The sequence below is a fragment of the Poriferisphaera sp. WC338 genome (assembly GCF_050931845.1).
Lineage (GTDB): Bacteria > Planctomycetota > Phycisphaerae > Phycisphaerales > Phycisphaeraceae > Poriferisphaera.
On the sequence record NZ_CP194516.1, the window covers coordinates 136,827 to 161,602 of the forward strand.

22 protein-coding genes are annotated in these 24,776 nt (G+C 51.6%); 14 read left to right on the top strand and 8 right to left on the bottom strand.

Annotation, left to right across the window (positions count from 1 at the left end; all coding sequences use genetic code 11):
• Positions 1-188: 188 nt before the first annotated feature.
• Positions 189-863, bottom strand: a complete 675-nt coding sequence (locus ACQ6WK_RS00565; protein ID WP_432798793.1) for a hypothetical protein — start codon at positions 861-863, stop codon at positions 189-191.
• Positions 864-1,882: 1,019 nt separating this feature from the next.
• Between ACQ6WK_RS00565 and lexA the strand changes: the two genes are divergently transcribed.
• The 4 genes from lexA to ACQ6WK_RS00585 all read left to right on the top strand — a co-directional run bounded on the left by lexA (position 1,883) and on the right by ACQ6WK_RS00585 (position 4,750).
• The gene (gene lexA / locus ACQ6WK_RS00570; RefSeq protein ID WP_432798794.1) at positions 1,883-2,506 is read left to right on the top strand and encodes a transcriptional repressor LexA; all 624 of its coding nucleotides are present in this window, start codon (positions 1,883-1,885) and stop codon (positions 2,504-2,506) included.
• Between the two features lie 132 nt (positions 2,507-2,638).
• A complete protein-coding gene (locus ACQ6WK_RS00575; RefSeq protein WP_432798795.1) occupies positions 2,639-3,130 on the top strand; it encodes a GyrI-like domain-containing protein in 492 nt (163 codons plus the stop codon).
• A gap of 221 nt (positions 3,131-3,351) precedes the next feature.
• Entirely contained in the window at positions 3,352-3,825 is a 474-nt protein-coding gene (locus tag ACQ6WK_RS00580) for a hypothetical protein (RefSeq protein ID WP_432798796.1), read from the top strand.
• Positions 3,826-3,898: 73 nt separating this feature from the next.
• Positions 3,899-4,750: an LpxI family protein gene (locus tag ACQ6WK_RS00585; RefSeq protein WP_432798797.1), complete on the top strand. Its 852-nt coding sequence runs from the start codon at positions 3,899-3,901 to the stop codon at positions 4,748-4,750.
• Between the two features lie 50 nt (positions 4,751-4,800).
• On the opposite strand, the gene ACQ6WK_RS00590 is transcribed toward ACQ6WK_RS00585, so the two are convergent.
• The 4 genes from ACQ6WK_RS00590 to ACQ6WK_RS00605 form a co-directional block, all read right to left on the bottom strand.
• Positions 4,801-5,754, bottom strand: a complete 954-nt coding sequence (locus tag ACQ6WK_RS00590; protein WP_432798798.1) for a hypothetical protein — start codon at positions 5,752-5,754, stop codon at positions 4,801-4,803.
• Positions 5,755-5,815: 61 nt separating this feature from the next.
• Entirely contained in the window at positions 5,816-6,448 is a 633-nt protein-coding gene (locus ACQ6WK_RS00595; RefSeq protein WP_432798799.1) for a hypothetical protein, read from the bottom strand.
• A gap of 8 nt (positions 6,449-6,456) precedes the next feature.
• Positions 6,457-7,929 carry a glycosyltransferase gene (locus ACQ6WK_RS00600; RefSeq protein ID WP_432798800.1) on the bottom strand — a complete coding sequence of 491 codons (1,473 nt, stop codon included), beginning with the start codon at positions 7,927-7,929 and terminating at the stop codon, positions 6,457-6,459.
• A 368-nt stretch (positions 7,930-8,297) separates the two neighbouring features.
• A complete protein-coding gene (locus tag ACQ6WK_RS00605; protein WP_432798801.1) occupies positions 8,298-8,744 on the bottom strand; it encodes a hypothetical protein in 447 nt (148 codons plus the stop codon).
• A gap of 211 nt (positions 8,745-8,955) precedes the next feature.
• Between ACQ6WK_RS00605 and ACQ6WK_RS00610 the strand changes: the two genes are divergently transcribed.
• The 5 genes from ACQ6WK_RS00610 (at position 8,956) to ACQ6WK_RS00630 (ending at position 14,476) form a co-directional block, all read left to right on the top strand.
• Positions 8,956-10,794: a hypothetical protein gene (locus ACQ6WK_RS00610; protein ID WP_432798802.1), complete on the top strand. Its 1,839-nt coding sequence runs from the start codon at positions 8,956-8,958 to the stop codon at positions 10,792-10,794.
• Positions 10,795-10,907: 113 nt separating this feature from the next.
• On the top strand, positions 10,908-12,395 hold the full coding sequence (locus ACQ6WK_RS00615) for a S41 family peptidase (RefSeq protein ID WP_432798803.1): 1,488 nt from the start codon (positions 10,908-10,910) through the stop codon (positions 12,393-12,395).
• A 133-nt stretch (positions 12,396-12,528) separates the two neighbouring features.
• A complete protein-coding gene (locus ACQ6WK_RS00620) occupies positions 12,529-13,026 on the top strand; it encodes a hydrolase (RefSeq protein ID WP_432798804.1) in 498 nt (165 codons plus the stop codon).
• 457 nt (positions 13,027-13,483) lie between these two features.
• Positions 13,484-13,975: a group III truncated hemoglobin gene (locus ACQ6WK_RS00625; RefSeq protein ID WP_432798805.1), complete on the top strand. Its 492-nt coding sequence runs from the start codon at positions 13,484-13,486 to the stop codon at positions 13,973-13,975.
• Between the two features lie 132 nt (positions 13,976-14,107).
• Positions 14,108-14,476 carry a hypothetical protein gene (locus ACQ6WK_RS00630; protein WP_432798806.1) on the top strand — a complete coding sequence of 123 codons (369 nt, stop codon included), beginning with the start codon at positions 14,108-14,110 and terminating at the stop codon, positions 14,474-14,476.
• 136 nt (positions 14,477-14,612) lie between these two features.
• Here ACQ6WK_RS00630 and gatB read toward each other — a convergent pair whose 3' ends face one another.
• The 3 genes from gatB to ACQ6WK_RS00645 all read right to left on the bottom strand — a co-directional run bounded on the left by gatB (position 14,613) and on the right by ACQ6WK_RS00645 (position 17,812).
• The gene (gatB, locus tag ACQ6WK_RS00635; protein WP_432798807.1) at positions 14,613-16,130 is read right to left on the bottom strand and encodes an Asp-tRNA(Asn)/Glu-tRNA(Gln) amidotransferase subunit GatB; all 1,518 of its coding nucleotides are present in this window, start codon (positions 16,128-16,130) and stop codon (positions 14,613-14,615) included.
• A gap of 232 nt (positions 16,131-16,362) precedes the next feature.
• Positions 16,363-17,364 carry a TrmH family RNA methyltransferase gene (locus ACQ6WK_RS00640; protein WP_432798808.1) on the bottom strand — a complete coding sequence of 334 codons (1,002 nt, stop codon included), beginning with the start codon at positions 17,362-17,364 and terminating at the stop codon, positions 16,363-16,365.
• A 43-nt stretch (positions 17,365-17,407) separates the two neighbouring features.
• Positions 17,408-17,812 (bottom strand): nuclear transport factor 2 family protein, encoded by a 405-nt coding sequence (locus ACQ6WK_RS00645; RefSeq protein ID WP_432798809.1) that lies wholly within the window; start codon positions 17,810-17,812, stop codon positions 17,408-17,410.
• A 341-nt stretch (positions 17,813-18,153) separates the two neighbouring features.
• Here ACQ6WK_RS00645 and ACQ6WK_RS00650 point away from each other — a divergent pair, with 341 nt between their 5' ends.
• From ACQ6WK_RS00650 to ACQ6WK_RS00670, 5 genes are all read left to right on the top strand, one after another.
• Positions 18,154-19,863, top strand: a complete 1,710-nt coding sequence (locus ACQ6WK_RS00650) for a hypothetical protein (RefSeq protein WP_432798810.1) — start codon at positions 18,154-18,156, stop codon at positions 19,861-19,863.
• An 81-nt stretch (positions 19,864-19,944) separates the two neighbouring features.
• Positions 19,945-21,027, top strand: a complete 1,083-nt coding sequence (locus tag ACQ6WK_RS00655; protein ID WP_432798811.1) for an extracellular solute-binding protein — start codon at positions 19,945-19,947, stop codon at positions 21,025-21,027.
• Positions 20,997-22,574 (top strand): hypothetical protein, encoded by a 1,578-nt coding sequence (locus ACQ6WK_RS00660; protein ID WP_432798812.1) that lies wholly within the window; start codon positions 20,997-20,999, stop codon positions 22,572-22,574. Before ACQ6WK_RS00655 ends, ACQ6WK_RS00660 begins: the two co-directional genes overlap by 31 nt.
• The gene (locus ACQ6WK_RS00665; RefSeq protein WP_432798813.1) at positions 22,574-23,614 is read left to right on the top strand and encodes an ATP-binding cassette domain-containing protein; all 1,041 of its coding nucleotides are present in this window, start codon (positions 22,574-22,576) and stop codon (positions 23,612-23,614) included. The genes ACQ6WK_RS00660 and ACQ6WK_RS00665 overlap by 1 nt, the downstream gene beginning before the upstream one ends.
• Positions 23,611-24,729, top strand: a complete 1,119-nt coding sequence (locus ACQ6WK_RS00670) for a 6-bladed beta-propeller (protein WP_432798814.1) — start codon at positions 23,611-23,613, stop codon at positions 24,727-24,729. The genes ACQ6WK_RS00665 and ACQ6WK_RS00670 overlap by 4 nt, the downstream gene beginning before the upstream one ends.
• The last annotated feature ends 47 nt before the right edge of the window (positions 24,730-24,776 follow it).

Genomic DNA, 24,776 nt, shown 5'->3' on the forward strand with positions numbered 1-24,776 from the left:
CGTACTATCGAAACAGTTTTTTGCCGCTCATCATTGATTTTCGGCAAACACAGCTATTCGCCCAGATCCACCAGCTGCTGTCCGCGCTTCGTTTTACATATCTGTAACTTTCCGCAACTGCGGTATCCCGAAAATCATTCATGATTCTGCCGCTTTAAGCGGTGCGGGCCTGTTAGTTGGAAAAATTACTATGTATAAGACATCACCGCCGGTTTGTGATGCAATGATTCTTTTAATCGTGCAACCAAGTCTTCACTAGATTGCTTGACGCGATGCGTCAGGATCAATTTGATGATACTCTTCCGCTTGCGCTCTAGCAGCGATAAGTCCAATGTTACTTCACCAATCTGATACGAGATGCAAGCTGGCTTGGTTTTCTTGTGTGTAATCTGACTAATCGCTTGCACGTCCTTTGCATAGATCACATAACGGTATCGTGCGCCTTCCATCACAATCCGACCCGGTTCCAGCGAGAGTAAGCAAGCATCCTCAAGATGCATTTTCCGTTTGTCATAAGTTTGTGCATTCTCAACATGCACCATCAATATCGATTTGTTGTCGCAGTCTGTGAGGAAGCTATCACTTTCATCTTGTGCAATCTTTACGATTCGCCGCATCATGCCCCATCCGCCGATGGTGACTGCGATGTATCGGGCAACCAGATGCAACCCAATCGCAAGTAACAAAAAAGCCGTCGGCACCACCCAGCTGATCCCGACATCCGACATGCCATATGTCAAACCTGCACCAATAAAACAAAAGAACGCCAACACGATCATCGTCAAGGCCACAAAGAAAAGCACCATGCACTGGTCCAGCACGTGTGCTCGTTTCTCACTGCCTGTTGGCAAGCATAATGACATCCCCAAATCCCTCGGCTGTCGGTTCGGGTGGGATCTGCATATCCATAAACTTTCCGTCGCTGCCTGATCCCGAAAATCCGCCATGGTACTGCCTCTAAGATGAATGAAAACTGGCCCAGACTAATCGCCTCTCTTATACCCCTGCCTGCTGGATTCTGCTACAAACTTTTTTTAAAGACTCCTTACGAGGCAAACCGTGGAGTGTGGTGGATCTTACCTGTATAGCCCGATAACAAGTGTCTGTCCGATAAGGTTTTGTAGCTTGGCAGCGATCGTGGGCACCCTAATATTTCCCTAAACCCTTCTAACCTAAAAAACTTACAATTCCCTCTTGACGTTCGGATGTTGATCGGGTAATTTTAACCTAACAGATATTGAAAATTTAATTCAAGCCGGGCAACCCAGCCTTTCGATACTCACCCCATCGCAAGTGGATCGCGCCCTACATGTTGTAGGCAACTAAAGACCACACCACGATGGAGAGACAATCACGATGGCTACCCCACTACTCATGCTCGGCCCTGGTGGCGACTACACCACCCAATACAACGTCAAAGGCACCGCACTTAAACGCCAAACCGCCACGCAAGGCGATACAGACTCTGCAGGCTCATTTGCACAGTGGAGTCAGTCTCGCCGTCGTAAACGTCGAAACGCACAGACTACAAGTCAGGGTCCAGATAATATTACTCTTGGCTCGCAGCCCGCATCAGCTTCTGTCAGCCGGATTCTAAAGCGTGCCGATTCGTTCGAGCATGCCTCAGCCCCGCAAAATCCCGGCACGTACAATCAATCTGTCGCTGGACCTGCCGCTGACCTCGCCATTTTTGCCGCGATTACTGGTTGGCTAACAGCTCAGTACAAGCAGATGACCGGCCTGCACGATCAGCTTATCCAAATGCAGTCCGCCATCATCGAAACCGAGCCAGTCTCAAGCGACCTAGTCGAGCAGCCGCACCATCTGCGACTTGCTCAAAACAACCGACGTGATCAATCCAATATCGACACGGAGAACACGCATGAACCTCACCCCCAAGCAACTCAACATTCTCACACGGATCAGGGACTATCGGCTCACCCGAGGCTTTTCCCCGACGATGCAGGAACTCGCCAAGGAACTCGGCGTCTCCAAAGTCACCGTCTTCGAGCACGTCGAAGCACTCATCAAAAAAGGAGCACTCCAACGCGACGCCAACAAGGCACGCTCTTTGAAGCTCTCCCCGAACTTGCAGCTGCCGGATGAATCTAAAAACACACGCCTTCCTCTGGTCGGCACCATTGCCGCGGGATTCCCCATTGAAGCCGTCGAACAACGTGAGCATCTCGACCTTGAAGAACTCTTCAATGTCAGTAGCGGTGCTTCCGACGCGACCTTCGTTCTTCGTGTTCGTGGCGATTCCATGATCGACGAACAGATCCGTGATGGTGATTTCGTTGTTTGTCAAAAACGCAACACTGCTCGTAACGGCGAAACCGTCGTCGCTATCGTCGACAATGATGAAGCGACCCTCAAACTTCTCTACCATGAAAAAGGTGGCCAAGTGCGACTTCAACCTGCGAATGACAATTACGAGCCTCTCATCATGGATGCTAACAAGGTGCAAATTCAAGGCACCGTCATTGGCGTTATCAGAACTTACTAAGATTCATTCAATATGCCCAAACACAGTTTGTGTGCGTTTGATTTACAGCGCCAGCGAAGTGGATGTGTCGTATTATTATGTGCGATGTGTCTGTAGATATGATCCTGCTTACCCTATTCTTAGAGCAAAATTATGACTGATGCCACCACCGAAATTATTGCCAAGGACATTCCTGCCATCACCGTTCTTGCTGTTAGCCACGAGATCACTATTCCTGATATCCCTGAAGTTGCCGGTATCAAAGTACCCATGTTGCACGAAAACCTAGCTATTGGCGGCCTTGAGCCTGTTGGCCCAGTGATCTTCACCTACGATGGTGATGTCACCAGCCACGACAATGTGCTCAAGCACACCATTGCAGTTCCGGTTGACCCATCTACTCAAACGCAAGACGCCGCTTTCACCAACGATTTCAGAATCCGCGAACTTCGTGCTTTCAAAGCGCTGTCCGCTACGCACCTCGGCACGATGGAAAAAATCGATGATGCCTATGAGCGCATCTACGCCTATGCCGCCGAGAACAGTCTCGCTCTGGCTGGCAACCATGCTCGCGAGGTTTATCATAACTGGATTGATTTCGCCTCTCCGGAGAATGTAACTGAAGTCCTCGTCGCTCTTGCCTGATCGCCATACACGACGTCATTTTTATCAGAATAATGGACAAACCCGTCACCATCGGCGGCGGGTTATTTTTTACAGCCATTTGAAACATCTCATGTTCCATTCCGTTATAGAATAAGGACGGCTGTTTCATTGCGTGGTACGATCAATGCTGTGACAATGAGCACCGACCTATTGGAGCAGAGATGCCTAGCTTAATACAACCTGAGACAGACCAGCTGTTCGTGTCTGAGAATCAACGGGCAACAGATCAGCAGATGCTCGCATCCTATCTTGCGCAGTGGGAGGATTATTGTCCTTCCTGCCATTACAACATCCATAAATTGACCTCAGATACTTGTCCAGAGTGTGGGGAGAAACTTAGGCTTCAAGTAGCATTGAAAATGCCTAAAATGGGGGCGTTCATTGCGGGGCTCATTGGTCTTTCTGCATCGGCAGGATTCCCCATTCTTTTCCTTGGAATTTTTTTCTTGGCGATCGTCGGCAATGGTTATCAGCCTGGTCATCCGTACAAATTAACCATGCTGTATACTCTGTTTTTTCTTATCAATGCCGTGTTTGTATTTCTCTGGTGCCGCTTTAAGTTATCACTTATCAGGAGTAAAACTCGCTTTCGTTGGCCGCTTGCGCTGACCGCTTGGCTGCTTTGTCCAATGACGGTGGTGATCTCGTTTATCGTGATGCAACTCTATCAGTAGGACGTGTTATATGGTTTTCTTCGCGTCAACCCTCACTTGACATCTGTTACCCCGTATCCCTTATCATGATCGCATGTCAGAGGATCAATCATCCGAAAATTTGCCGCCAGTTGGGCTGATCGCAGGGCAAGGCCGTATGCCAATCCTTGAAGCGCAGGGGATGCGCGCAGCTGGGCGGAAGGTGGCATGTGTTGGACTTGCGGGTCAGTATGATTCTGCGTTGCCAGATTACTGCGATTTCTTTGCGCCGGTAGGTTTGATTCGGATTGGGCAGTGGTGCCGGAGGCTGCGGAAGTTTGGTGCGGATGAGGCTGTGATGATCGGCCGGGTTCGTAAGTCGCGCATGTATGATCCGATGGCGATCTTTCGTCAGATGCCGGACCTTCGGGCGGCTAAACTATGGTATAAAGTGCTTCGGCACGACCACCGTTCGCAAACGCTGCTTGCGGGTGTGGCGAATGAAATGGAGGCTTGTGGTATTACCATGATTGATTCGACCGAATACATCCCCGAACACATGGCCGATCCCGGTTGTATGACCGACAAGCAGCCGAGTTTGAAGCAGCAGGCGGACATTGAATTTGCATGGCCGATCTTGATGCGGATGAACGAGTTGGAGATTGGGCAGGCGATTGCAGTAAAGGATCGAGAAGTGATTGCGGTGGAGGCGATGGAGGGGACGGACAGAATGATCAGCCGTGCGGGAGCGATCTGTAAGTCAGGCAATTGGTTGTTGCTAAAGGGGCCGGATGCGCAGAAGGACATGCGGTTTGATGTGCCGACGATCGGGGTGAAAACGATTGAAAATATTCAAAAGGCTGGCGGTGTGTGTGTGGTGGTGGCAGCTGGGAAGGTCATTCTGGCGGATAAGCCCGAGGTAATTCAGACGGCAGATAGGCTGGGTATTTCCATCGTAGGTATCTAATCAGCGATTAGGGATGTATTTTGTTTCATAGCATGACCCTTGCGTGGTTGTCATTTCATTTCACTGGCGGTAAAGACGGAGGTTTCTTCGTGGGCCCAATCTTCGCTGGGTTTATCGAGGTGGTCTTCGTAGCCGAGCCAGAGATCGAACCAGTAGGCGAGGAATTGGTAAGGCGCCCAGCGGGCGTAGTGCTTTTCAATTTTGGCATCGAGCTTTTTGATCTGCTTTGAATCTTTGGCACGTTTTAGATTCATTTTCTGGCAGAAATGTCGGTGAGTTTCGGTGTCGATGGGGATGCGTTGGTATGACCCGAGTAGCTGGCAAAGATTAGATGCGCCGTAGGGGCCGAGGCCGTGAATGGATCGCAGTTGTTTGAAGAGTTCATCAGGAGGGAGATCGCCGTATTCGAGGGTGTGTAGATTGAGTGTGCCGCTGAGTGTGTCTTCAGCGAGTTTGATCATGCGCTGGGCGCGGTAGCCGACCTTGGCCATGGCTTTAAGTTCCCCTTCGGTGACGGCGGCGAGTTGTTCGGGTGTTGGGAATGCGCCACCGCCAATGTGTTTGACCAGAAGCTCATTCATGCGTTTGGTGTTCGGCCAAGTAACATTGCAAGTTGTAAAGGTTTTTATGATATCTTCAAACAGGGTAGGGGAGCGAAACATGGGGCCGAAGCGGCGGGTTTTGGCTTGGGGGTGGATGTCCCACCAAGTGCTGAAGGATTCGTCCAGCCGGAGCATACGTCTAACTTGCGCATAGACAATATCTTGATCGGCGGGATTGATGGCTGGTGCGAGATCGATGATAAGTGTACGGCGTTGCTGCGTGACGGTTGTTTGTATAATTTCGCCGCCAATGCGGAGTGGCCTGAGTAGTGTATTTTTATCAGGCAACCAATGATTGGGTGCGAGGACGAAGAAGCCATAGAAGCAGACTGCGCTTTGGAGTTTGAAGCCTGCAGGCAGGGGGATCTTGAGTTGGCGGATGGTCCCTTGTTTTGCAGGCATGGTGATGATTCGTTTTGGCTTGAGACTCCACCCACGGAGTGAGTGGGCTTTATGGTATGTACTATTTTTTGTTGCCTAGGATGCCTTTGCCGGAACCGCGTTCGGTGATCATGCGTTCGCGGCCGTCATCACGATAATCTCTGACGGTGGCGGTTTTATTCCCGACAGGTGATTGTTCTTCATCGTCGCCAAAGACATACATGGAGAAGGGACTTGACCACGTGTTTCTTTTGTTTTCGTGCAGGAACATACGGCTGGGCCGGACAACGAGTGAGCCGTCGATGAGATCAACGCGGCAACGGGCCATGGAGGTGGGGCTGATGACGCCTTTGACTTTCAAGCCGTTTTCCGTGAAGCGGGAGGCGCACTTAGGGCATTTGAATTTGCGAGGGACGTCATCAAAAAAGAGCTTGGCATTTTCTTTAGGGCAGCGTGCGGCAAGGACGACGACCATGCCGTGCTCATTGGAGACAATGAAAACATTTTTGGATTTGAGGTATTGATCGTAGACGCCGGGCTTTTGATATTTGTCTGGTTTACCAATGTTAAATGCTGCGCGAGAGATCTTGATGGCGGTGCCTTTGGCTTGTGCGCCAGGGCCACGATCACGACAGGCGGTTAGGGCGAAGACAAATAATGCAGCGAGGAAAAGTATGAGAAAGCGATGGGATGGTGTGAACTTCGTCGTCATCATGGATCATATCATACCATGACGCTTTGGCGGGCGGTGTCGTAGACGTGGGCACACTTACGGGCTGCGTCGTCCCAAGTGAGTTTACGGACATCGATCTCGGCACGTTTGCGGAGTTCGGCGGCAAGCACGGGGTGGTTGAGCACGGCGAGGATGCGGTCGGCGATTTGTTTGGTGTCCCAGAAGTCGACTTTGAGTGCGTGGTTAACTACTTCGGCGACGCCGGCAGTTTTGGAGACGATGACGGGAACATCTTGCCGCATGGCTTCGAGTGCAGCAATGCCGAAAGGCTCGGAGACAGAGGGCATGACGTAGACGTCGGCGAGTTGATAGACTTTTTGGACATCGTCACCGCGAAGGAAGCCAGTGAAGAGAATCTTGTTAGCGATGCCTTCTTTAGCTGCGAGGCTGATGACTTCGCGCATTTTGTCACCACTACCGGCCATGATGAATTTTACATTGTCCCGCTTACTGAGGACTTTTTTGGCAGCCTCGACGAAGTACTCGGGACCTTTTTGCATGGTGATGCGGCCGAGGAAGAGGACAATGCGATCGTCTTTGGCGATGGTCTTGGGGCGTTCCGTTTGGAGTGGTGTGACGACACCGTTGTCGACGCCGTTGTAAACAACGTGGATTTTTTCTGCGGGGACGTTGTAGCGGTTAATGAGGATCGATTTGGTGAGATGAGAAACAGCGATGACGCATGTGGCGGCCTGCACGCCATCACGCTCGATGGCGTAGATGGTCTCGTTGATGTTTTCACCGGCACGATCGAACTCGGTGGAGTGGACATGGGCGATGAAGGGGATGCCGAGCAGCTGTGCGACTTGCGCGCCTGCAGGGTAGGTGAGCCAGTCGTGTCCATGGATGATGTCGTAGTTGCCGGTGCGAGCGAGGTCGCGGCAGAGTCCGGCGTATCGTTTGGCGGCACCGAGCAGGTCGCCGGAGTATTCGACGTCAGAGCCGGGCTCGAAGGATTGAACTTCGCCGTTGGTGCCAAATGAATCTGCTTGTTGTGGCGATTTGTGAACAGCACCGGGCCGGGGGTTGGTGCGGATGGCTTCGCCGCCAGCTTCTGGAACACCTTCGCGTTGCTGTTCCCAAATTTTTGCGTTTTCGGTTCTTGTTTGTTCGGGAGAACCAATACCGATGTTGTGGCCTTGGTAGACGCTGGGGACTTTGGCGGGGACTGCTTTGAACTCGACATGTGCGAAGGCTTCAGTTTTGGTTTCAGCGGGGAGTTCTTGTTCGTATTTGAATGTGCTGGCAACTTCGCCGGGTGTACGTGGGCTTGAGCCGGTGGGTCGATCTTGAGGGGAGAGCAAGTTGACGTGGCTGGTGAGTTCGCCGTCGACTTGTTTGGGGAGGACGAAGGTGATCTCACAGCCTTCGGCGCCGAGGGCTTTGGTTAGGCCGTAGCAAGCCGTTCCCAGGCCGCCTGAGATAAAGGGGGGAAATTCCCAGCCTAACATGAGTACTCGCATCGTCGCTGCTCCATCTTGCCTGTTGTGCATTACGATTGCCCTCGTCTACAAGCTTGCAGGCGATTGACTCTCAGGACCTCACATTACACAGGCTGGCGTATCGTCTGCTGCATCCTTCCCCAACATCATCTGAACGACGTGTCAGACATGTACTGGCTTTTCGGCGCCAGCCTCCGGTGTTACATGCGAACGTCCATGTATGCAGCAAGATCACACACTTAGAGTATCACCCACACCGCAATTTTCAACGAGCAGATCAATGAATTTCACATCATGTTGATCTGGTACGGTTTGGGGACGCGGACGCGATCCCTTTTTCTCCTCAGTATTTTTCCGAGGCGTGGCAAGGAATGCCGGGGTGGGAGGGATTAATCTTCTTCGCCTTCCATGTCTCCGAGTTGGCGGAAGCAGGCTTCAAACCCGCGCAAGAGTGTAGCGATTTCGGCGGGGGGTGCATTAGAGTCGGCTTGACTTACAAAGACATAACACATTTGGTCGTCACGGAAATGATCAATGCTGTAGATCGTCTTCGCTGCGGCGAGCTCCACAAGTTCTTCTTCCAGCAGTTCTTCCATCTTGTCGCCGGAGTGCATGAGGTCGGCTTCGATGCTTTCGCTGAGCCAACGGTCTTTGGTATACAGCCCGACAGTGATGGCGCTGTCATCGGTGCGGACCTCATACCATGCTTCCTCGATATCGCGCGCGGCACATTTTAAGCCGGCTTCAGTAAGCTCTACCGAAGCAAAGGTTTCTTTGTCTACCACACCTGTCTTTACCTGTTCCAAAAAAACTTTATCCACGATCACCTCGCTCATCGCGCTGAGTTCCTGTTCTAAAATCAATTGTCGATTTCTTTGAAGTATCCTCCTGCACCGCTGCAAGGGATGTTACATCATATCAATCCGGAGCGGGGTCCGCCTATTCCGTGGGGATGATGGTTGTTCTCGCTGTTGGGAAAAAGATGAAATATTCTGGTGTTGGGTGCGTCTAAATGTTGTACCTTCATAGCGAGAGGATTCGGCTGAGATGCGTGATGATAATGCGGTGATATCTGTCGAGGGTAAAGAGGAGAAGCGGCGGCGGACGGATGATCCTGAGGGGCGAGCGTTTTATGAGCCGGAAGCGGCGGTACGGTGGCCGCGGTCGGTGTGGTTGTTGTTGGTGTTGAGTTTTGCTCGGCCAATATGGGCGGCACGTCGGGCACATTTTGTGTCGTACAAGGTGCTGGGGTTGTTGACTGTGAGTGTGACGACGGTGGGTTTTTTTGCGGCGATCTTGTTGGATCGAGTGATATGGAAGTACACGGCGGAGAAGGGTTCGGTGGTGGGGTTTGCGTGGAATGAGCTGAAGAAGCTTTGTGATTTGTTGTTTGTGAATATGGTTGTGGATCTAAATCTGCCGGGGTGGCCGTTGTGGTTGATGATGCTTGTGGTGGCGGCGAGTGTGGCTGGGTTGTCGTTGTTATTGGTGGTGCGGTTGGCGGGGCCGGGGGAGAAATTTTTAGCGGTATGGGGTGCGGCGGTGAAGCGTGTGGCGATGTTATTGCCGTGTCTGCTGGTGCTGGTGGTGAGCATCTCGGTAATGAGCGGATACATGGGGCGGGCGTCGCGGGAGCATTGGCAGGGATGGAGTAAAACGCATCCGTGGCAGAAGCCAGGACTTGGTGAGCGACAGCAAGAGTTACATAACAAGATGGCGAAGGCGGGAGCATTAACCGCAGAGAAGATGACAGAATTTCAAAAGCAGATTGATGTGTTATCACAGGAGCGGCGAGAATATCGGCAGCAGCGAGAGATTGCTCAGCAGATGCATGCGGCAGCGGAGCCGCTTGTTGTACGTTATTGGCAGTATGTTGAGATGGCGATGTTGAGTGCGGTGGGATTGGTGCCGGTGTTTTTGTTGTTGCGCGTAGGGCGAGGGGAGGAGGTGGGAGCGATGTCAAAGTGGCCGGCGCAATGTGAGGGGTGTGGCTATCAGATTTTCCCGGTAAAACAAGGTATGAATGAGGTTGTATCTGTAAAGGGTGTGGTCGAAGCGGCGAGGGGTAAGGATGGCGCGTTGACGAATCGCGATGCAGAGCATGGTAGTGGGGGGGATGGTTGGGGAAAACGTTGCGCGGAGTGTGGTCGTGAGGTTGAGGAATCGATCCCACCGGTGCATCGGGTCGATCCGATTTTTTGTGAAGCAAGTTGGCGATGGCCGGTGCAATTGGTGTCGTTGTATGTGAAGACGTCGCTGATGGTGATGCGGTCACCGTGGCGGTTTGCGCATGAGCTTCGGGCGAGCGATCCTTCGCTGCACCATCATCGGTTTATGTTTGTGGTGATGCTGCATGGGCTGTTGATATCGCTTGTGGCGGTGAATGGGTTGTTTTTGATTGATACGTTTTATCTGCGGGCGCATAGCTACACAGATTATCATTCCATTGCGGGGATAAATCATGCGGTGTTCAATTATGAGCGATTTTTCAGTGAGTTGTTTGAGTTGAATGTGATTACAGGTGTGTTTACACCGATGGTGGTGTATGGATTTTATTTGATGGTGGGGATGCTATTTGCGATAACTTTCCGTGTGTTTGGCAGGCAGCATATGGCGTATGTGGCGGGGAAGGTTAGTGCGTATATGATGGGAGCGTTGATGTGGATGACCATGCCGGTGGTAGTGGTGGTGATGTGGGTTTTGGTGGAGTCGAGTAAACCAATATTAACGAATTTTTTCAGAGTGAATCTCCAGATTGGTGCGTTGCGTATTGAAGAGGAGTTGGTGGCGATGATGACGTGTGGGGTTTTTGTGATGCCGGTGATGCTGTACTTTTTATATTTAAACTATCGGGTAATGCGGCTGGTGCGGTATGCGAATGCGTGATGGCGTTGTGAGGCAGCGGTGCGGTGGCGGTTGATTGCCCTTTTTGGAGGGAAATGGGTTACACTGGGGGTGTTATTCGTGTCACCTTCAATCACTTGCTTCGGGCATCAATCATGATGAACAATTTCCATAAGTTAGTACTGATTTTACTGTCAGGCATCACATTGGCTGGCTGTTCGCATTCGCAAAACCTGACGGTACTGACCCGTGAGCAAGCGCTAGAAGACATGTCGGTTTTGACCAAAACCATTGCAGAGACACATTTCGATCCATATCATGCGCAGCAGAAAGAAGATTTGCGACAGGCGATTATGGTGTATCGGCAATCGATCCCGCCAATGATTTCAAGAAAAGATTTCAATCTCACGCTCAAGCAGTTGGTGGCGGAGTATGGTGATCGAGCGACCGCCATTCCGTCCAATCCTGATTTTACTCAGTATGCTCACGGTGAGCGGCAGCCTATTTTCCCTTTGCACTTTACATACAAGGCTGATGGAACGTTTGTGGTAGCTGCGATCAACCCACGGTTGAAATCACGGATCAGGGTCGGTGACGCTGTGCTTGCGATTAATGATATCGCGGCGGAGGATTGGCTTAACACGTTGCGCGTTTATGTGCCGGGCTCGACGGATTTGATACGTAACATCACAGCGGCTGAGAGTTTCTATCGATTGCATTGGCAGCTTTCCGGGCCAGCGGATTCTTATTTGATCAAAGCGCGCGATGCGGCTGGTGCGGTTTATGAAACATCGATCCCACCGATCGCGATGTCGCAACCTGTGAAGGAGAATGCAACGGTTCGTCGGACACTTCCAACGCCAGAGATTCCAGAACCTGGTGCAGCGTTTCCGCTATCGTTTCATCATGGCGGGAAGGTGGCATTGCTTGAGTTGCCATCGTTTGCAACAAATCTGAGAGGTATGTTTGATAAAACATTAAAGACGTTGCAGCAGCAGATTGAGGATGATGGTACGACAATGATCATTTTGGATGTACGGGGACATACGGGGGGAAATCCAGCTTTTTCGGAAATATTATTGCAGCAGATCGCGCTACGGCCGTTTAAGTCGGGACGTAAAGAGCAGCGTTATACGAAGACGTACGAGAAGAATTTGATTGCGTACAAAAATAAGCGAAACAAAATCCCAGCATTTTTAGGACTGAAACATTACTTCCGGTTGCATTGGATTGGCGATCCGAAGGCAAAATCGAAGTATGGTAATTATGCGGGACACTTCCGAAACATTTCGCCGATCCCGAACAAGTACAAGGGCGAAATTGTGGTGATCACAGATCATCTCACGCGTGATACGGGGTCTGATCTTGCAGCGATTGTAAAGGACAATGATCTTGGATTGGTCATTGGTGTGTCGCCAGCAACGCCTGCGGCGCGTTTTACAGAACTTGCGCCAGCGATTCTGCCAAACTCAGGATTGGTATTGACGACACCGACGAGTTTTTGGTCTAGCCCATCGGGTGTGATGACGGAGCGGCCGGTGAAGATGGATGTGGAGATTGCAGACATCGCCAAGTATGAACGTGAGTCATTGATCTATGTAGCGCTGCAACAACTACTGAATGAGAAGGAAGCATTGAAGTAAAGAATGATTGATTTGGTAGGTGAATGATAATCTGGCATTGGAGATGTCGCATTTGTACTTTTGTTATGTTTGTGGGGTTGATGAATAATACTGGTTACTGTTATGCGCCTATTCATGATTGAAGGGGTAAGTCATGCCTAATGAAGCAGTATGTTGTCCGGAGTATGTGGTGGGATCATTGGCAGATCAGGTGTTGGAGTGGAATGAAAAGGTTTTTGTAAAAGATCGTGTGCGATGTTTGTTTCATATCCCACTTAATTTTAGTGCAGTGATGAAGCGGAGTGGGCGACCGCTGATAGATGCGGGATTGTGGCAAAATCAGATGTTGGTGCTATCAGATGAGAAATCGAATTGGTATTCAGATGTGTATATTGAATTGGAGGAGGATGAGGGAGTAGAGACACCCCCATTGCATGCGAAGGCAAGCCGAGCGAAATTTAGCGGGAAGTTTGTGACGAAGGAATGTGAGGGGCCGTATCAGAAGGCGCATGTATGGGCGAAGGATTTTAGGGATGAACTTGAAGCGAAGGGGATACAGGTAAATCGGATACTGTTTAATTATCGCACTTGTCCGAAGTGTGCGAAAAAATATGGCAAGAACTGGATTGTATTGTTTGCTGAGGTTGAATAATGGCGGGGCACTACTCATAAAAAAATAGGGGCGCTCGCTGAATGGCAAGGGCCCCTGTTTAGTATATTGGACGGCCACTCGGGCATCGTCCCCTTGTTGGTTTGTTTGCCCCGTGCTTCAGATGCGTTTCATACTGAAGCAAGAGTTTGTGAAGCACCGTGTCGCTCCACATAAAAGATCATTGCGCTGTTGTTCTCATCGTCAATTACATTTGCAAGAATGATGTTTGATAAAAGCGTTTTTTGTCTGCATATCCCTTCTGATGTGTATAGGTGTTCGATATAAGCGGGATGGATTCTTCATAACATTTGGATGTTCCTGTGGCGAGTGGTGCAAACCCCGAAAGGCCTCAATTGCGTGTGACGTGACAAAGGCGGCAGGATGGGCGGTATTGCTTCTATTACGGCGGTTTGTTGAGAGATTTCTTTGTAATATTAAGAGCGGCTATGATGGTGATATGTCTGAACAAGAGAAATCATTGCCATCGGGGTTACCGATAGAAGATGAGAGTGGGAGTGTATCGTTGCCACTAAGTGAGCGTGTTGGTGGGGCGCGCGAGACAGTGGGAGTGACAGAGGCGGGGATTCGCCGGCTGGTGTATACGTTTTATGATCGTATTCAGAATCATGAGACACTTGGCCCGATTTTTAATGAGCAGATTACGGATTGGGAGCCACATTTGAAGAAAATGTGCGACTTTTGGTCGTCAGCGATTTTGCGAACGGGGCGGTATGCGGGCAGGCCGCTCCCGGTGCATCGGAGGTTGCCAGACTTGTCGGCTAATTTGTATCGTGATTGGCTTGGTTTGTTCTATCAGACGACGGGAGAAATTTTTGAGCCGAGTGATGCGCGGTTGTTTAATGAGATGGCAATGCGGATGGCGATGAACATGACGCATGCTTTGGGGCTCGGCGAATTACATATTTCTGATATACAAGAAGGTATCTAATCATCGGATAGATGTGCGTGAGATGCGGACAAGTGGGGATATTCATTGCACTGCTTGTACGTAAGGGATTGATGTGAGGTGAGCCTGTTTTTTATGCTTTTCAGTGACGGCGGTGTTTGGCAAAATACGTGTATGTCATCACCTCCTGAATTTGTAGCGCGTCAACTGACACATGCCTTTTTGCGTGCTTTTTGTCATGCAGATTCGAAGGCGATTGAGCGATTGCTTGCAGAAGAGTTGCGGTTTAATGGACCGCTGTTTTCCGGCACGTCTGCGGAATCATATATGGTGCAGTTACGCAAAAGTTTGCCAGAGCGTGCTGTGTATGAGGTGATATTTGAGTCGGTTGAAGATGATCGTTGTGCGGTGTTTTTTGAGTATTGCAAAGAAGGCGCAGAGCCGATGGTTATGGCGATGTTGTGCCGAACGGATCATGCGAAGATTAAAGAGATTACACTTGCATTTGATACGGCAGGGGTGAAGGTGGAAGCGGGGACATAGTGTGGGATGGTTTGGCTGATGAGTTGGTGTTTGAGTGTTAGAAAAGAAAACCCACGCGGTGATGCGTGGGTTTGTTGCGTTTAATGTTGTTGTGTTGAAAGGTATTAACTTCCGGGAGAGAGTGCGGGGGCTGGGGTTAGCCGCGGACCTTTTTGATGATGATTTCGCGGATCATTTTGGGGTTGGCTTGGCCTTTGGAGAGCTTCATGATTTGGCCGATCAGCGCGCCGACGGCTGCGTCTTTACCGCCTTCGATGTCGGCGACGATTTTTGCGTTGCGTTCGTTGGCGAGGACTTCGTCGACGAAACCTTCAAGTGCGCCGGTGTCGGAGACTTGGACGAGGCCGTTGTCGTTGGCGAGTTTTTCTGCGGCTTCATCGGAGTCGCAGCAGAGGCCAAAGAGTGTGTCGGCGGCGGATGAGCCTATTTTGTCACCAGCTTGCAGGGCATCAATGTCTTTGAGTTGTTCGGGTGTGATGCCGAGTTGGTCGATGCGGCAAGATGATTCGTTGGCGCGTTTGAGGCCGTAGTTGAGGAGCATGGTTGCGGCGCGTTTGGGGTCCATGCCAAGTGCGAGTGCTGCTTCGTAGAAGGAAGTTGTTGCGGGTTCATCGACGAGAGCGTTGGCGTCTTTTTCGGAAAGGCCGAATTCACCGCGGTAGCGTCGGAGTTTTACGAGTGGGAGTTCGGGGATGGATTTTGCGACGCGGTCATGCCAATCTTGATCGACGATGAGGTCGACAAGGTCGGGGTCTGGGAAGTATCGGTACTCGTCTGCGTCTTCTTTTTGACGTTGCATGACAGTGACCATGTTGACGTCGTCCCAGCCGCGTGTTGATTTGGCGCGCTTGCCCATGACGACGCCGGTGCTTAGCCATTCTTCAATTTGGCGATCGTATTCGTGCGTGATGGCGCCATGGACGGCACGGAAGGAGTTGAGATTTTTGATTTCAACGATGGGCGTTTTGTATGTTTGGCCGTCTTTTTCGATGATGACGTTGATGTTTGGTTCGAAGCGCATGTGGCCTTTTTGCATGATGCCTTCGGAGACGCCGAGGTGACGGCAGATGTCTCGGAGGACTTGGCCGAAGCGGACGGCTTCATCGGCGGAGGCGAAGTCGGGTTCGGTGACAATTTCGAGAAGAGGGGTGCCAGCACGGTTGAGGTCAACGATGGAGTGGTCGATGGCGCGGCCGCCGGGGGCCTCGTGTGCAAGTTTGCCGGCGTCTTCTTCGAGGTGAGCACGGAGGATGCGGATGGTTTTGGTTGGGCCGTTGGGATCATCGGTGAGCGGGAGTTCGATGGTGCCTTCGCCGACGAGGGGTTGGTCGTACTGGGAGATCTGGTAGTTCTTTGGGAGGTCGGGGTAGTAGTATGATTTGCGGTCCCATTTACATTTGCGGGCGATTTCGCAGCCGAGTGCTAGGCCGACACGCATGGACATTTCGACGGCTTCTTTGTTCATGACGGGGAGGGTGCCGGGCATGCCGATGACGACGGGGTCGAGGAGGGTGTTGGGCTCGGCGTCAAAGTAATCGGGGTGCGCGACATTGGGGGCACTGGTCCACATTTTGGAGCGTGTTGCGAGCTCGACGTGGATTTCCATGCCGACCATGAGGCGGGCTTTGATGTTGGCGGCGGTGTTGGTAGTCATATCTATCTAGGTCCTGTGAAACGACTTAAAGCGTTTGGTGTTAATGTTACCAAGCTTTGGATATTGTTCTGAAATGGAGATTTTAGCGTGTTTTGGGGAGGAAGGCATGAGGGCGGGGAAGGTGAGTGTTTGTGAAGAGAAAAACTCCACGGGTAGAACCTGCGGGCTTAGTGGAGGATGAGATTGATTGTTCGTTAGGTGTCGTGCCAACGGCGGGATTGGAAGTGGGATGTTACGGACAGGGAGGAGAAGTGCGGATGGATTCATAGATAAGGACTGCGGCAGCAGCGGAGGCATTGAGGGAATCGACGATGGTGGAGTGATTGGGGATGTGGATGCGAGTGTTGGGTGGGGTGTCGGCAAGGTCTAACCATGAGTTAGGCAGGCCGCGGTCTTCAGAGCCGATGACGAGGGCGAAGGGGGATGGATAGCTGGCGTGTGTATGCGGTGAAGAAACCCCACGGGTGGAATCTGTGGGGTTGCTCTCGGAAGGTTGTGTTGTAGGTATGGCTGTTGGTTCATCGTTGTGCATTGGTTCAGGAATGAAAGTGGAAGGTACACTTGACGAACAGGGGGGGGCTGCGGCGAGGATGCGGATGTTGTTTTCGGTGAGGAAGGATTGGATATCTTGTTCGGGAGCTGCAATGGTGGGGAGGCTGAAAACAGCTGCGGTTGAATTGCGGATGCAGTTGGGATGGTAAATGTCGACGGGGTAGTCAGGGGTTGTTGATGCAAGGACGGCGGTGTAGCCAGCAGATGCGGCGGTGCGGATGAGTGCGCCAAGGTTGCCGGGTTTTTCGATTTGCGAGGCGATGAGGATTCGGATTTGCTGTGGGTTATTTTGGATAAGGGGACGAAGGTTGTCTAACTGGTAATTAGGTGTATGGAAGAGAGCGAGGATGCCTTGGGGATTGTTAACAAGGGCGATTTTGTTGAAGAGATTGGCGGGCAGGTGATAAGTGGGTGTGGCAAGGTTGTATTGATTGAGATGTTCAATGAAGCGGTTGGCTGCATCTTGAGCTGCGGAGTTTTTTATAAGTAGATCTGGGGATAGGTAGAGTTCATATGGGATAAGGTTTGCTGCGAGAGCGCGGGTGACTTCACGTGATCCTTCGGCGATGATGAGGTTGTCTTTGCGTCGGGCGCGGGGTTTATCGCGGTATTTGAGCAGAGTTTTGATGCGCGGATTGGCATCTGAGGTGAGGTTTTTATAACGATAGTGCGGGGTGGCCATGGAGGATAGTTTAATAGGGGAATGGCTTGTAAGCTAAGTGCGGTTAGTTGCATGAATCCACAAGCATCTTGTGCATGAGGGCGGGGTCAACGTAGGCACGAACTTTGGTGATCAGGTGATCTTGGTCAAAGGTGAGGACCCAGCAATAGGTGTTGGCGACGGTTTTGTTTTTGTAGTCGGTGGGGAGGCTGCGGAATTCGACGATGGCGGTGTCGTCATCAATAAATATGTGATTGACATGGATGATGGCGCCATCACGGAGATCTTTGTTAAGTGGGACGTAGTTGCCATTGCGGAAGGAATCTCGCCCTTGGTAAGTGCCGGCGAAAGTATGAGCACCCATGACGGTCCATTCCACATTCTCGTGGATATGTTGAAAGAACGCATCGGTGTCGCTGTGTTCAAGGCGATGAAAAATATCATGGACATACTCTTTTGTAAGCAGCATGGTGATGGTATCCATTAAAAATGGCGATTTGATTGTGTGACCAAGGCGACAGGCGAACGGCAAGGTACTGTTTAATAAACAACGTTTTAATCATAGGCAGGGATTTGGGGGTTGGTACTGCGGAGCGATTGTAGGGTTGGCATGAATGTCGTGTTGAGAGCGGTGAGGCGGTTTGAGATGTGGGACGAGGGATTTATGGGTTGAATGATGGCGATGTGAAACAATTCTTGGGATAATCCGTCTATATAGATGATGGGGAGGGTGAGGTATGTGGCGAGGGTTATTTGTGCGCTTGTCGGATCATATATGGGCAAACAGAACTGCGAGAGAGCGGGGCTGAAATGAATGATGAACATAGAACGGGGTCACGAAGTAGGCAGGCGATTGCATCGGTGCGGCGACGGCTGCATTTGGAGGTGATGGGGCGTGGTGTATATCGGTGGTGGATGGTGATGGGGATGATGGTTTGCGCGTGGGTGGTTGTGAGCCGGCTGATGGGTTGGGCGGGAGAGATTGTTATTGGAATGGATTGGTGGGTGTTTGGTGTGGGGATTATGGGTGCGGTGTTGGGAGGGATGGTGTTTAGCCGTCGTGTCAGTGATGCAGAAGGTGCGAAGCGATTAGATGGGCATCTCGGGACAAAGGATTTGTTTTTGACCGCGAGCACGATGACGCCGGAAGAAGGTGCGTTTGCGCCGCTTGTTATACGCGATGCGGAGTTGCAGGCGGGGGAAGTGCGGGCGAAAGAGGTCGTGCCGTTGGATGCTGGGGGGCGTGGTGTTAAAGCTGGTGCGATGATTGTGTTCGTATTGGGTTTGATGTTGTTTTTTCCTAAGATGGATGTGTTTGGTAATCAGGAGGAAGGCAAGAAGCTGACGGAGCGGAAGGAGCACTTGAAGAAGCAGGTTGAGCAGATGGAGAGGCGGAAGGTAGCACTGGCTAAGGCGGGGCTGAAAAAGAAGAACAGTGGCGCGGTAACACGGCAGCTTGATGAGCTGAAGCGGACATTCCGGAAGTTGAAACAGCACGATCAGAAGGGGAACCAGAAGCAATTGGCGGCGATGCAGATGGAGCTTGGTAAGCAATGGCAGAAGATGCAGGCGGCGCAGTCGAAGCGTAGCCGCAAGCAGATGGGTGGAAGTCAGCAGTTCGGTGGGAAGCTTGATCCGCGGATGAATGAATGGGCGAAAGAGATGAAGGAAGGGCAGCCTAAGGGATTGAGTAAAGAACTGAAGAGCATGAAGGAGTTGGCGAAGCAGATTGCGCAGGAGAAGGATGCGACCAAGCGCGAGGCGATGAAGCAGGAGATGAAGGAGCGGTTGGCGGGATTGAGTGAGATGATGAAAAATACGCAGGCTCAGTCGCCGGGGATGCAGCAGGCGTTAAAGCAGGCGGCAGAGCAGATGCAGATGTCGCAGATGCAAGGGATGAACGAGGATGCGATGAAGGCAATGGCGAAGTCGTTGGGGCTAGCGGAGCAAGAGATGCAGCAGATGGCGCAGAATATGCGTGATATGCAGGCGTTAGAAGAGGCGATGCAGGCAGCGCAGATGGCGCAGCAGATGAATGCGAATCATCCGAGCGAGAGTGGACAGCAGGGGCAGCCGGGCGAAGGTGGAAGTATGGGTGATTTTAAGAAGTGGTACATGTCTCAGCTATCCAAGTGTGAAAGTGGTCAGTGCAGTGGCGGTGGGCAGTGTCAGTCTGCGTTTGCGAATACGGCGGCTCAGGGGCAAGGCGGTGGTATGGGAGGGCCGGGGCGTGGACGCGGGGGTGTAGCGCCGACGAATGATTCGTTGAAGACAGCTTACCAGACGGAGTTCAGTAAAAGTCAGATGCAGCAGGGCCGGATCTTGATGAAGATTAAGACCAAGGAAAAAGCGCCGAAGGGTGAAGCGAAACGGACGTATGAGCAGTCACTTATGGAAGTAAGTCAGAAAACGAGTGAAGCGATAGATCGGCAGGAGATCCCGCCGGGTTATGCTGAGTCGGTGAAGGAATATTTCAACGAGATGGTCAATGAGGTGCAGTCATCAGAAAAGAAAGAATGACGGGTTTAGCGTTTTTGAGGTTAGGTCGTGCAGGTTGGGTAGATTGATATCTAATCATGAGATAGAAAGCGGGATGTATTGATGAGGTTGATGCGTTTGATGGCGGTGTGGTGTGGGCTGATGTTGTTGTGTTGGGGCGTGGTGGGCTGTGGTGATGCACGTGAGGAAGTGGTGGTTTATTGTGCGCATGATTCGGTTTTTGCCCAAGATGTGTTGACCGCGTTTGAAAAAGAAACCGGGATTCGGGTACGGGTGAAATACGATACAGAATCGACGAAGTCGTTGGGGTTGACGGAATTGATTTTGTTTGAGCGGGAGGAGCCAGTGTGCGACGTGTTCTGGAACAATCAGCTTTTAGGGACAGCTGAGTTAGCCGAGCAGGGGGTACTTGAGCCATATCAGGGCGAGGGTTGGCAGCGAATGCCGGTGGGTTTGAAGGATGCGAATGGTTTGTATGCGGGGTTTGGCGCGCGATTGCGTGTGTTGATTGTGAACACGGAGAAAATGAAGGCGGAAGAAGAAGCGGTGCGCGGGCGGCTTGGGTTGAAGTATAGCTCGTTGATGGGTTGGTCTCATGCGTTAAACGATACGGCGGGATGGCAAGATGATATGAGTCGAGTTGCGATGGCGAAGCCGATGTACGGTACGACGCTGAGTCATTACGCGGTAATGTGGGATTTGCTGGATGAATTTAGTTCTGCGGGTTGGCATAGAGATTGGCGCGGACGGGGATTGGTCGAGGTGGGGGGGAACGGTGTGGTGAAGAATCTGGTGGCGACGGGGATGTGTGATTTGGGTTTTACGGACACGGATGATTTTTATGTGGCGAAGGATGCGGGCAAGCCGGTGGCGATGCTGCCGGTGCGTGTGGGGGAGAAGCAGCAAACGATTTGTATTCCGAATACGGTTGCGCTGATTAAGGGTGCGGAGCATGCGGAGGCAGGCAAACAGTTGATCGATTTTTTGCTCAGTGAAAAGGTGGAGTTGATGCTTGCGGCTTCCAAGTCGCGACAGATTCCACTTGGAGCGGTGGATGAAACTAAGCTTAGCGAAGAAGTGAAGGAACTGCGCGCGTGGGCGGTGGATGCGTATCCGCTTGCGGGGTTGCGTGAGAAGCGTGCGGCGGCGCTGGCGTGGCTAAAGAACAACTACACTGGAGACTGATTGGAGTACGCGGCGGATTGAGTTTTCTTGAAGCATGTTTATGGAGTTTGGGGCGGGGCGTGGGTGTAGCGTGCGCGGTGATGATCTTAGGTGGATGTGCAGCGGCGGTTTTTCACCGCGTAATGATACAGTCTAATGGGTGGTTAGATAGATGGTGGATATGGTGCGGCGGCGGTTTGATGTTGACCGCGCTGCTTTTACCGAGTGTGGTGGTGGGGTACGGATTTAGCGCGGTGTCAATCAGGTTGGTGCGGTTTCCGTGGCTGAATGAGATGGTTTATGGGGGTGTTTTGCTCGGGCGGTATGCGGTGATATGTATGGGTGTGATGATGATTGGTGGTAAGGGCCGTGGGTTTGGATCAGTTTCAGCTGGGCGGTACGGTGCAACGCTTGCAGGGCTTGATGTGGGATGGTGGAGCAGGCTGAAGTGGTGGTGTAGTGGATGGATTGATCGTGCGGTGGTGGGGTGGCTTTTGGTATTCGTACTGGTATTTGGCGAGTTTGAGATCGCTTCACTGATGGGCCGGCCGGCATGGACGGTGTGGTTGTTTGATGCGCAGGTCGGTGGGGCGAGTGCGGGTTCAGTTGGTAAACAGATGATGTGGGTGGTGTTAGGCGAAATTGCGCTGCTTGCGACTGCTGGTGCGTGGTTTGTACATCGAAATAAACAACGCGGTGATGTGGGGCTGGAAGCGGAGTCTGGTGAAATCTATTCAGCAATTAGACAGGATCGATCTTGGTTGGGTAAGCTGATTGCAGGGGTAGGGTTGTTAGGCGTGATGTTTTCGGCGGGATTGGTGGGTTGGACGGGATGGTTTGTTATCCGTAGTGCCGTAGGTGGGATGAAACGGTTTGTGGTGGACGGGCGGTTTTGGGGTGAGATCGGCAGAAGCGGATTATATGCAGGATTAAGTACGATTATTGTGATCGGTTTGTTGCTCTTGATTCAGCGAAGGGGAGGACTGCGTGGATTGCGATGGGGAATGTTCGGATTGATGGGGCTATTAGGTGGCGTGGGTTTGTTCGGTGGATTGGGTGTGGGATTGGTGGTAGTCAGAATTTTTCAGACAGGTGTAATGCGCGGATTGTACGACAGTGCGGCTCCGATTGTTGTGGGACAGGTGATGGTGCTCTTGCCGATGGGCTGGTTGTTGTTGCTGCTTAAACAGCGGCAAGGTGAAAAACAAGGAGCGCATCTTGCGAAGCTGATGATGGGGGCGAGGGATGCGGCGTCACAACAGGCTGGACGGGGGCTTTGGTGGCAGATGCGGGGACGGGCGATGTATTGGGCGATCGGTTATGTGTTTGTGCTTGGCTTTTTTGAGTTAAGTGCAAGTGCGGTGTTGTATCCTGCGGGCGGCATGCCAGCAAGTGTGCGGTTGTATAACCTGATGCATTACGGTGAAAGTGATTTATTGAGTGCTATGGTGGTGGGTAGCTTGTTTGTGTGTTTAGTATGTGTGATTGTTGGGAGATACATCACGAGTGGTGGTTATGCGGTTGTGATGCGCGTGATGGGTTGGTGGGCGATGAAAGGTGGTGGTTAATGTGTGAGCAGAACCATATTTGGACACTGAAAGATGTGCGTATGAAGGGGCGAGGTGGTTGTGATCGCCTGCGCGAAGTGAATATTGAGATTCGATCCGGGGTGACGGTGATGGTGGGTTGTTCGGGTGCGGGGAAGAGTACGTTGTTAAACGTGCTGGTTGGTTTTGAACAGCCAGATGCAGGTGAGGTGGTGTTGCATCATGATCTATTGAAGGGGTATCGACATTTGGTTTATTGGTGTCCGCAGAGCGGCGGTTTGTGGGCGGGTGTGACAGCGGGTGAGCATGTACGGATGGTAAGCGGGATTAAGAAAAAAGATGTTCGGGTAAAGGATGTGGTGCGCGATTGGCTTGGGCGGTTTGATCTTGAGGGGAAGGAAGATGTGCATGTGGGGCAGATGTCGGGAGGAGAGCGGGCGAGATTGAGTTTGGCACGGGGGCTGGCTAGCGGGTGTGGGGTGTTGGTGTTGGATGAGCCGTTGGTTTCAGTGAATCATGCTGATGCGCAGCGATATTGGGAAGAGATTCATCGGTGGCGAAAAGAGACTGGGAGTAGTGTGGTTTTTTCAACACATTTTCCGGAAGTAGTGATGCGCGAGGCGGACGAGATCGTCTGTATGGATGAGGGAGAAGTTTTATGGAGTGGGGCGGCGCGAGATGCGTATGATGATCCGGTGAGTGAGCAGGTCGGGCGGTTTGTGGGTGAGTTGAATTGGTTTTCGCAGGATGAGGGTATGCAATGGTTAGGCGCGGAAGCAGGAAGAAAGCTTATGGAGACAGGGATGGGCGTGCGGCCGGAGCGTATAACGGTAAAACGGGAGGATACAAGCGGATTGGTGAGTCGAGGCAGTGTACGCATGGGTGTGATGGTGGAGACGGTGATTCGAGATATTGCTAGCGGGTTAGAAAAACGGATTATACATACAGGAGATTTGGTTGAGCCGGGAGCGCGTGTGAGATTGAAGATAAAAGGTGTGATAGATAATGATGTGGGGATTGACGTGAAGAAAGATGCACAAGGGAGTCATGAGGCAAGGTGATTAAGCTAGCTAGACAACGAGAAGAAAAGAAAGAGAGAAGTGTCTATGCGCTGGTTGGACATCAGGGATTAGCGGTAATGTTTTGCGTGGTGATGGGTTTGGTGGGATGCGATGGGCATGGGGCGCAGCCGGTGGAAGTGAAAGCTAATCGTGTATGGAATATGCCTGCTGATAGTGGGCGTATTCCCGGGCCACGAAGCGCAACGGCGAATGAGAACGGTGAGGTGTTGGTATTGGATAATGGTGGGCGTGTGTTGTTTTTTAATAATCCCATTAAAGGTGATTCAATTTCAGGCGGTGGCGAGGTGATTAGAACATGGTGGATGCCGACGAATAAGGATGGCAACCCTGAGGGTGGAACCTGGTTACGTGATGGTCGTGTGGTGGTAGCGGATACGCATTATTTTCGTTTGGTATTTTTCAATGCTGCAGGCGAGATTGATGAAGTGCGTGGTGAACGTGGTAAGGGGCCAGGGCAGTTTGAGTTTCCAGTGTGTGTACGACAGGATGAGCAGACGGGTGAGCTTTATGTTGCGGAGTATGGTGGGAACGATCGTATACAGGTGTTTAGTGAAGCGGGTGAGTATTTACGAGTGATCGGGAAGCCGGGTGTTGGGCCGGGCGAATTTCAGCGGGCGGCTGATTTAGTATTGCATGGTGATCTTGTTTATGTGGCCGATGCGATCAATGGGCGTGTACATGTGTTCAAGAAGGACGGTACGTTCTTGAGGATGGTTGGGCAGAAGCAACAAGAAGATGGAAAGGTGAAGCAGATACGCAAGGGAGTGGCTGAAGAAAAGACGTATGATGAGAAAGCAGGTGCAGGACGTGATGTGCTGCGAGGGACGTGGGGAGAGTTGCTTTTTGATTATCCATATGGGATTGCAATTGGGGGTAAGCCGGGCGAGGCGAGAAAGTTGTATGTTATTGAATGGGGTGGCGGGCGATATGTTCGGGTAGATTTAGAAACGGAGGAGGTGGAAGGTGTTTATGGTAAGCCAGGTAGCGGGGAGGGAGAGTTCCGCACACCATGGGGGATTGCTGTAGATGTTGATGGTGATGTGATTGTCGCAGACACGGAGAATCGCCGTGTGGTGGAGGTTGTGGAAGAATAAGCAGTGTTGTGTCTATTCGTAAGTATAGATGAGAGAAGCATGATCGG

Coding starts and splice junctions, on each gene's coding strand:
- ACQ6WK_RS00565 (WP_432798793.1), bottom strand. CDS start 863: ATGTCATTATGCTTGCCAACAGGCAGTGAGAAACGAGCACACGTGCTG.
- lexA (WP_432798794.1), top strand. CDS start 1,883: ATGAACCTCACCCCCAAGCAACTCAACATTCTCACACGGATCAGGGAC.
- ACQ6WK_RS00575 (WP_432798795.1), top strand. CDS start 2,639: ATGACTGATGCCACCACCGAAATTATTGCCAAGGACATTCCTGCCATC.
- ACQ6WK_RS00585 (WP_432798797.1), top strand. CDS start 3,899: ATGTCAGAGGATCAATCATCCGAAAATTTGCCGCCAGTTGGGCTGATC.
- ACQ6WK_RS00590 (WP_432798798.1), bottom strand. CDS start 5,754: ATGCCTGCAAAACAAGGGACCATCCGCCAACTCAAGATCCCCCTGCCT.
- ACQ6WK_RS00595 (WP_432798799.1), bottom strand. CDS start 6,448: ATGATGACGACGAAGTTCACACCATCCCATCGCTTTCTCATACTTTTC.
- ACQ6WK_RS00600 (WP_432798800.1), bottom strand. CDS start 7,929: ATGCGAGTACTCATGTTAGGCTGGGAATTTCCCCCCTTTATCTCAGGC.
- ACQ6WK_RS00605 (WP_432798801.1), bottom strand. CDS start 8,744: ATGAGCGAGGTGATCGTGGATAAAGTTTTTTTGGAACAGGTAAAGACA.
- ACQ6WK_RS00610 (WP_432798802.1), top strand. CDS start 8,956: ATGCGTGATGATAATGCGGTGATATCTGTCGAGGGTAAAGAGGAGAAG.
- ACQ6WK_RS00615 (WP_432798803.1), top strand. CDS start 10,908: ATGATGAACAATTTCCATAAGTTAGTACTGATTTTACTGTCAGGCATC.
- ACQ6WK_RS00620 (WP_432798804.1), top strand. CDS start 12,529: ATGCCTAATGAAGCAGTATGTTGTCCGGAGTATGTGGTGGGATCATTG.
- ACQ6WK_RS00625 (WP_432798805.1), top strand. CDS start 13,484: ATGTCTGAACAAGAGAAATCATTGCCATCGGGGTTACCGATAGAAGAT.
- ACQ6WK_RS00630 (WP_432798806.1), top strand. CDS start 14,108: ATGTCATCACCTCCTGAATTTGTAGCGCGTCAACTGACACATGCCTTT.
- gatB (WP_432798807.1), bottom strand. CDS start 16,130: ATGACTACCAACACCGCCGCCAACATCAAAGCCCGCCTCATGGTCGGC.
- ACQ6WK_RS00640 (WP_432798808.1), bottom strand. CDS start 17,364: ATGGCCACCCCGCACTATCGTTATAAAAACCTCACCTCAGATGCCAAT.
- ACQ6WK_RS00645 (WP_432798809.1), bottom strand. CDS start 17,812: ATGCTGCTTACAAAAGAGTATGTCCATGATATTTTTCATCGCCTTGAA.
- ACQ6WK_RS00650 (WP_432798810.1), top strand. CDS start 18,154: ATGAATGATGAACATAGAACGGGGTCACGAAGTAGGCAGGCGATTGCA.
- ACQ6WK_RS00655 (WP_432798811.1), top strand. CDS start 19,945: ATGAGGTTGATGCGTTTGATGGCGGTGTGGTGTGGGCTGATGTTGTTG.
- ACQ6WK_RS00665 (WP_432798813.1), top strand. CDS start 22,574: ATGTGTGAGCAGAACCATATTTGGACACTGAAAGATGTGCGTATGAAG.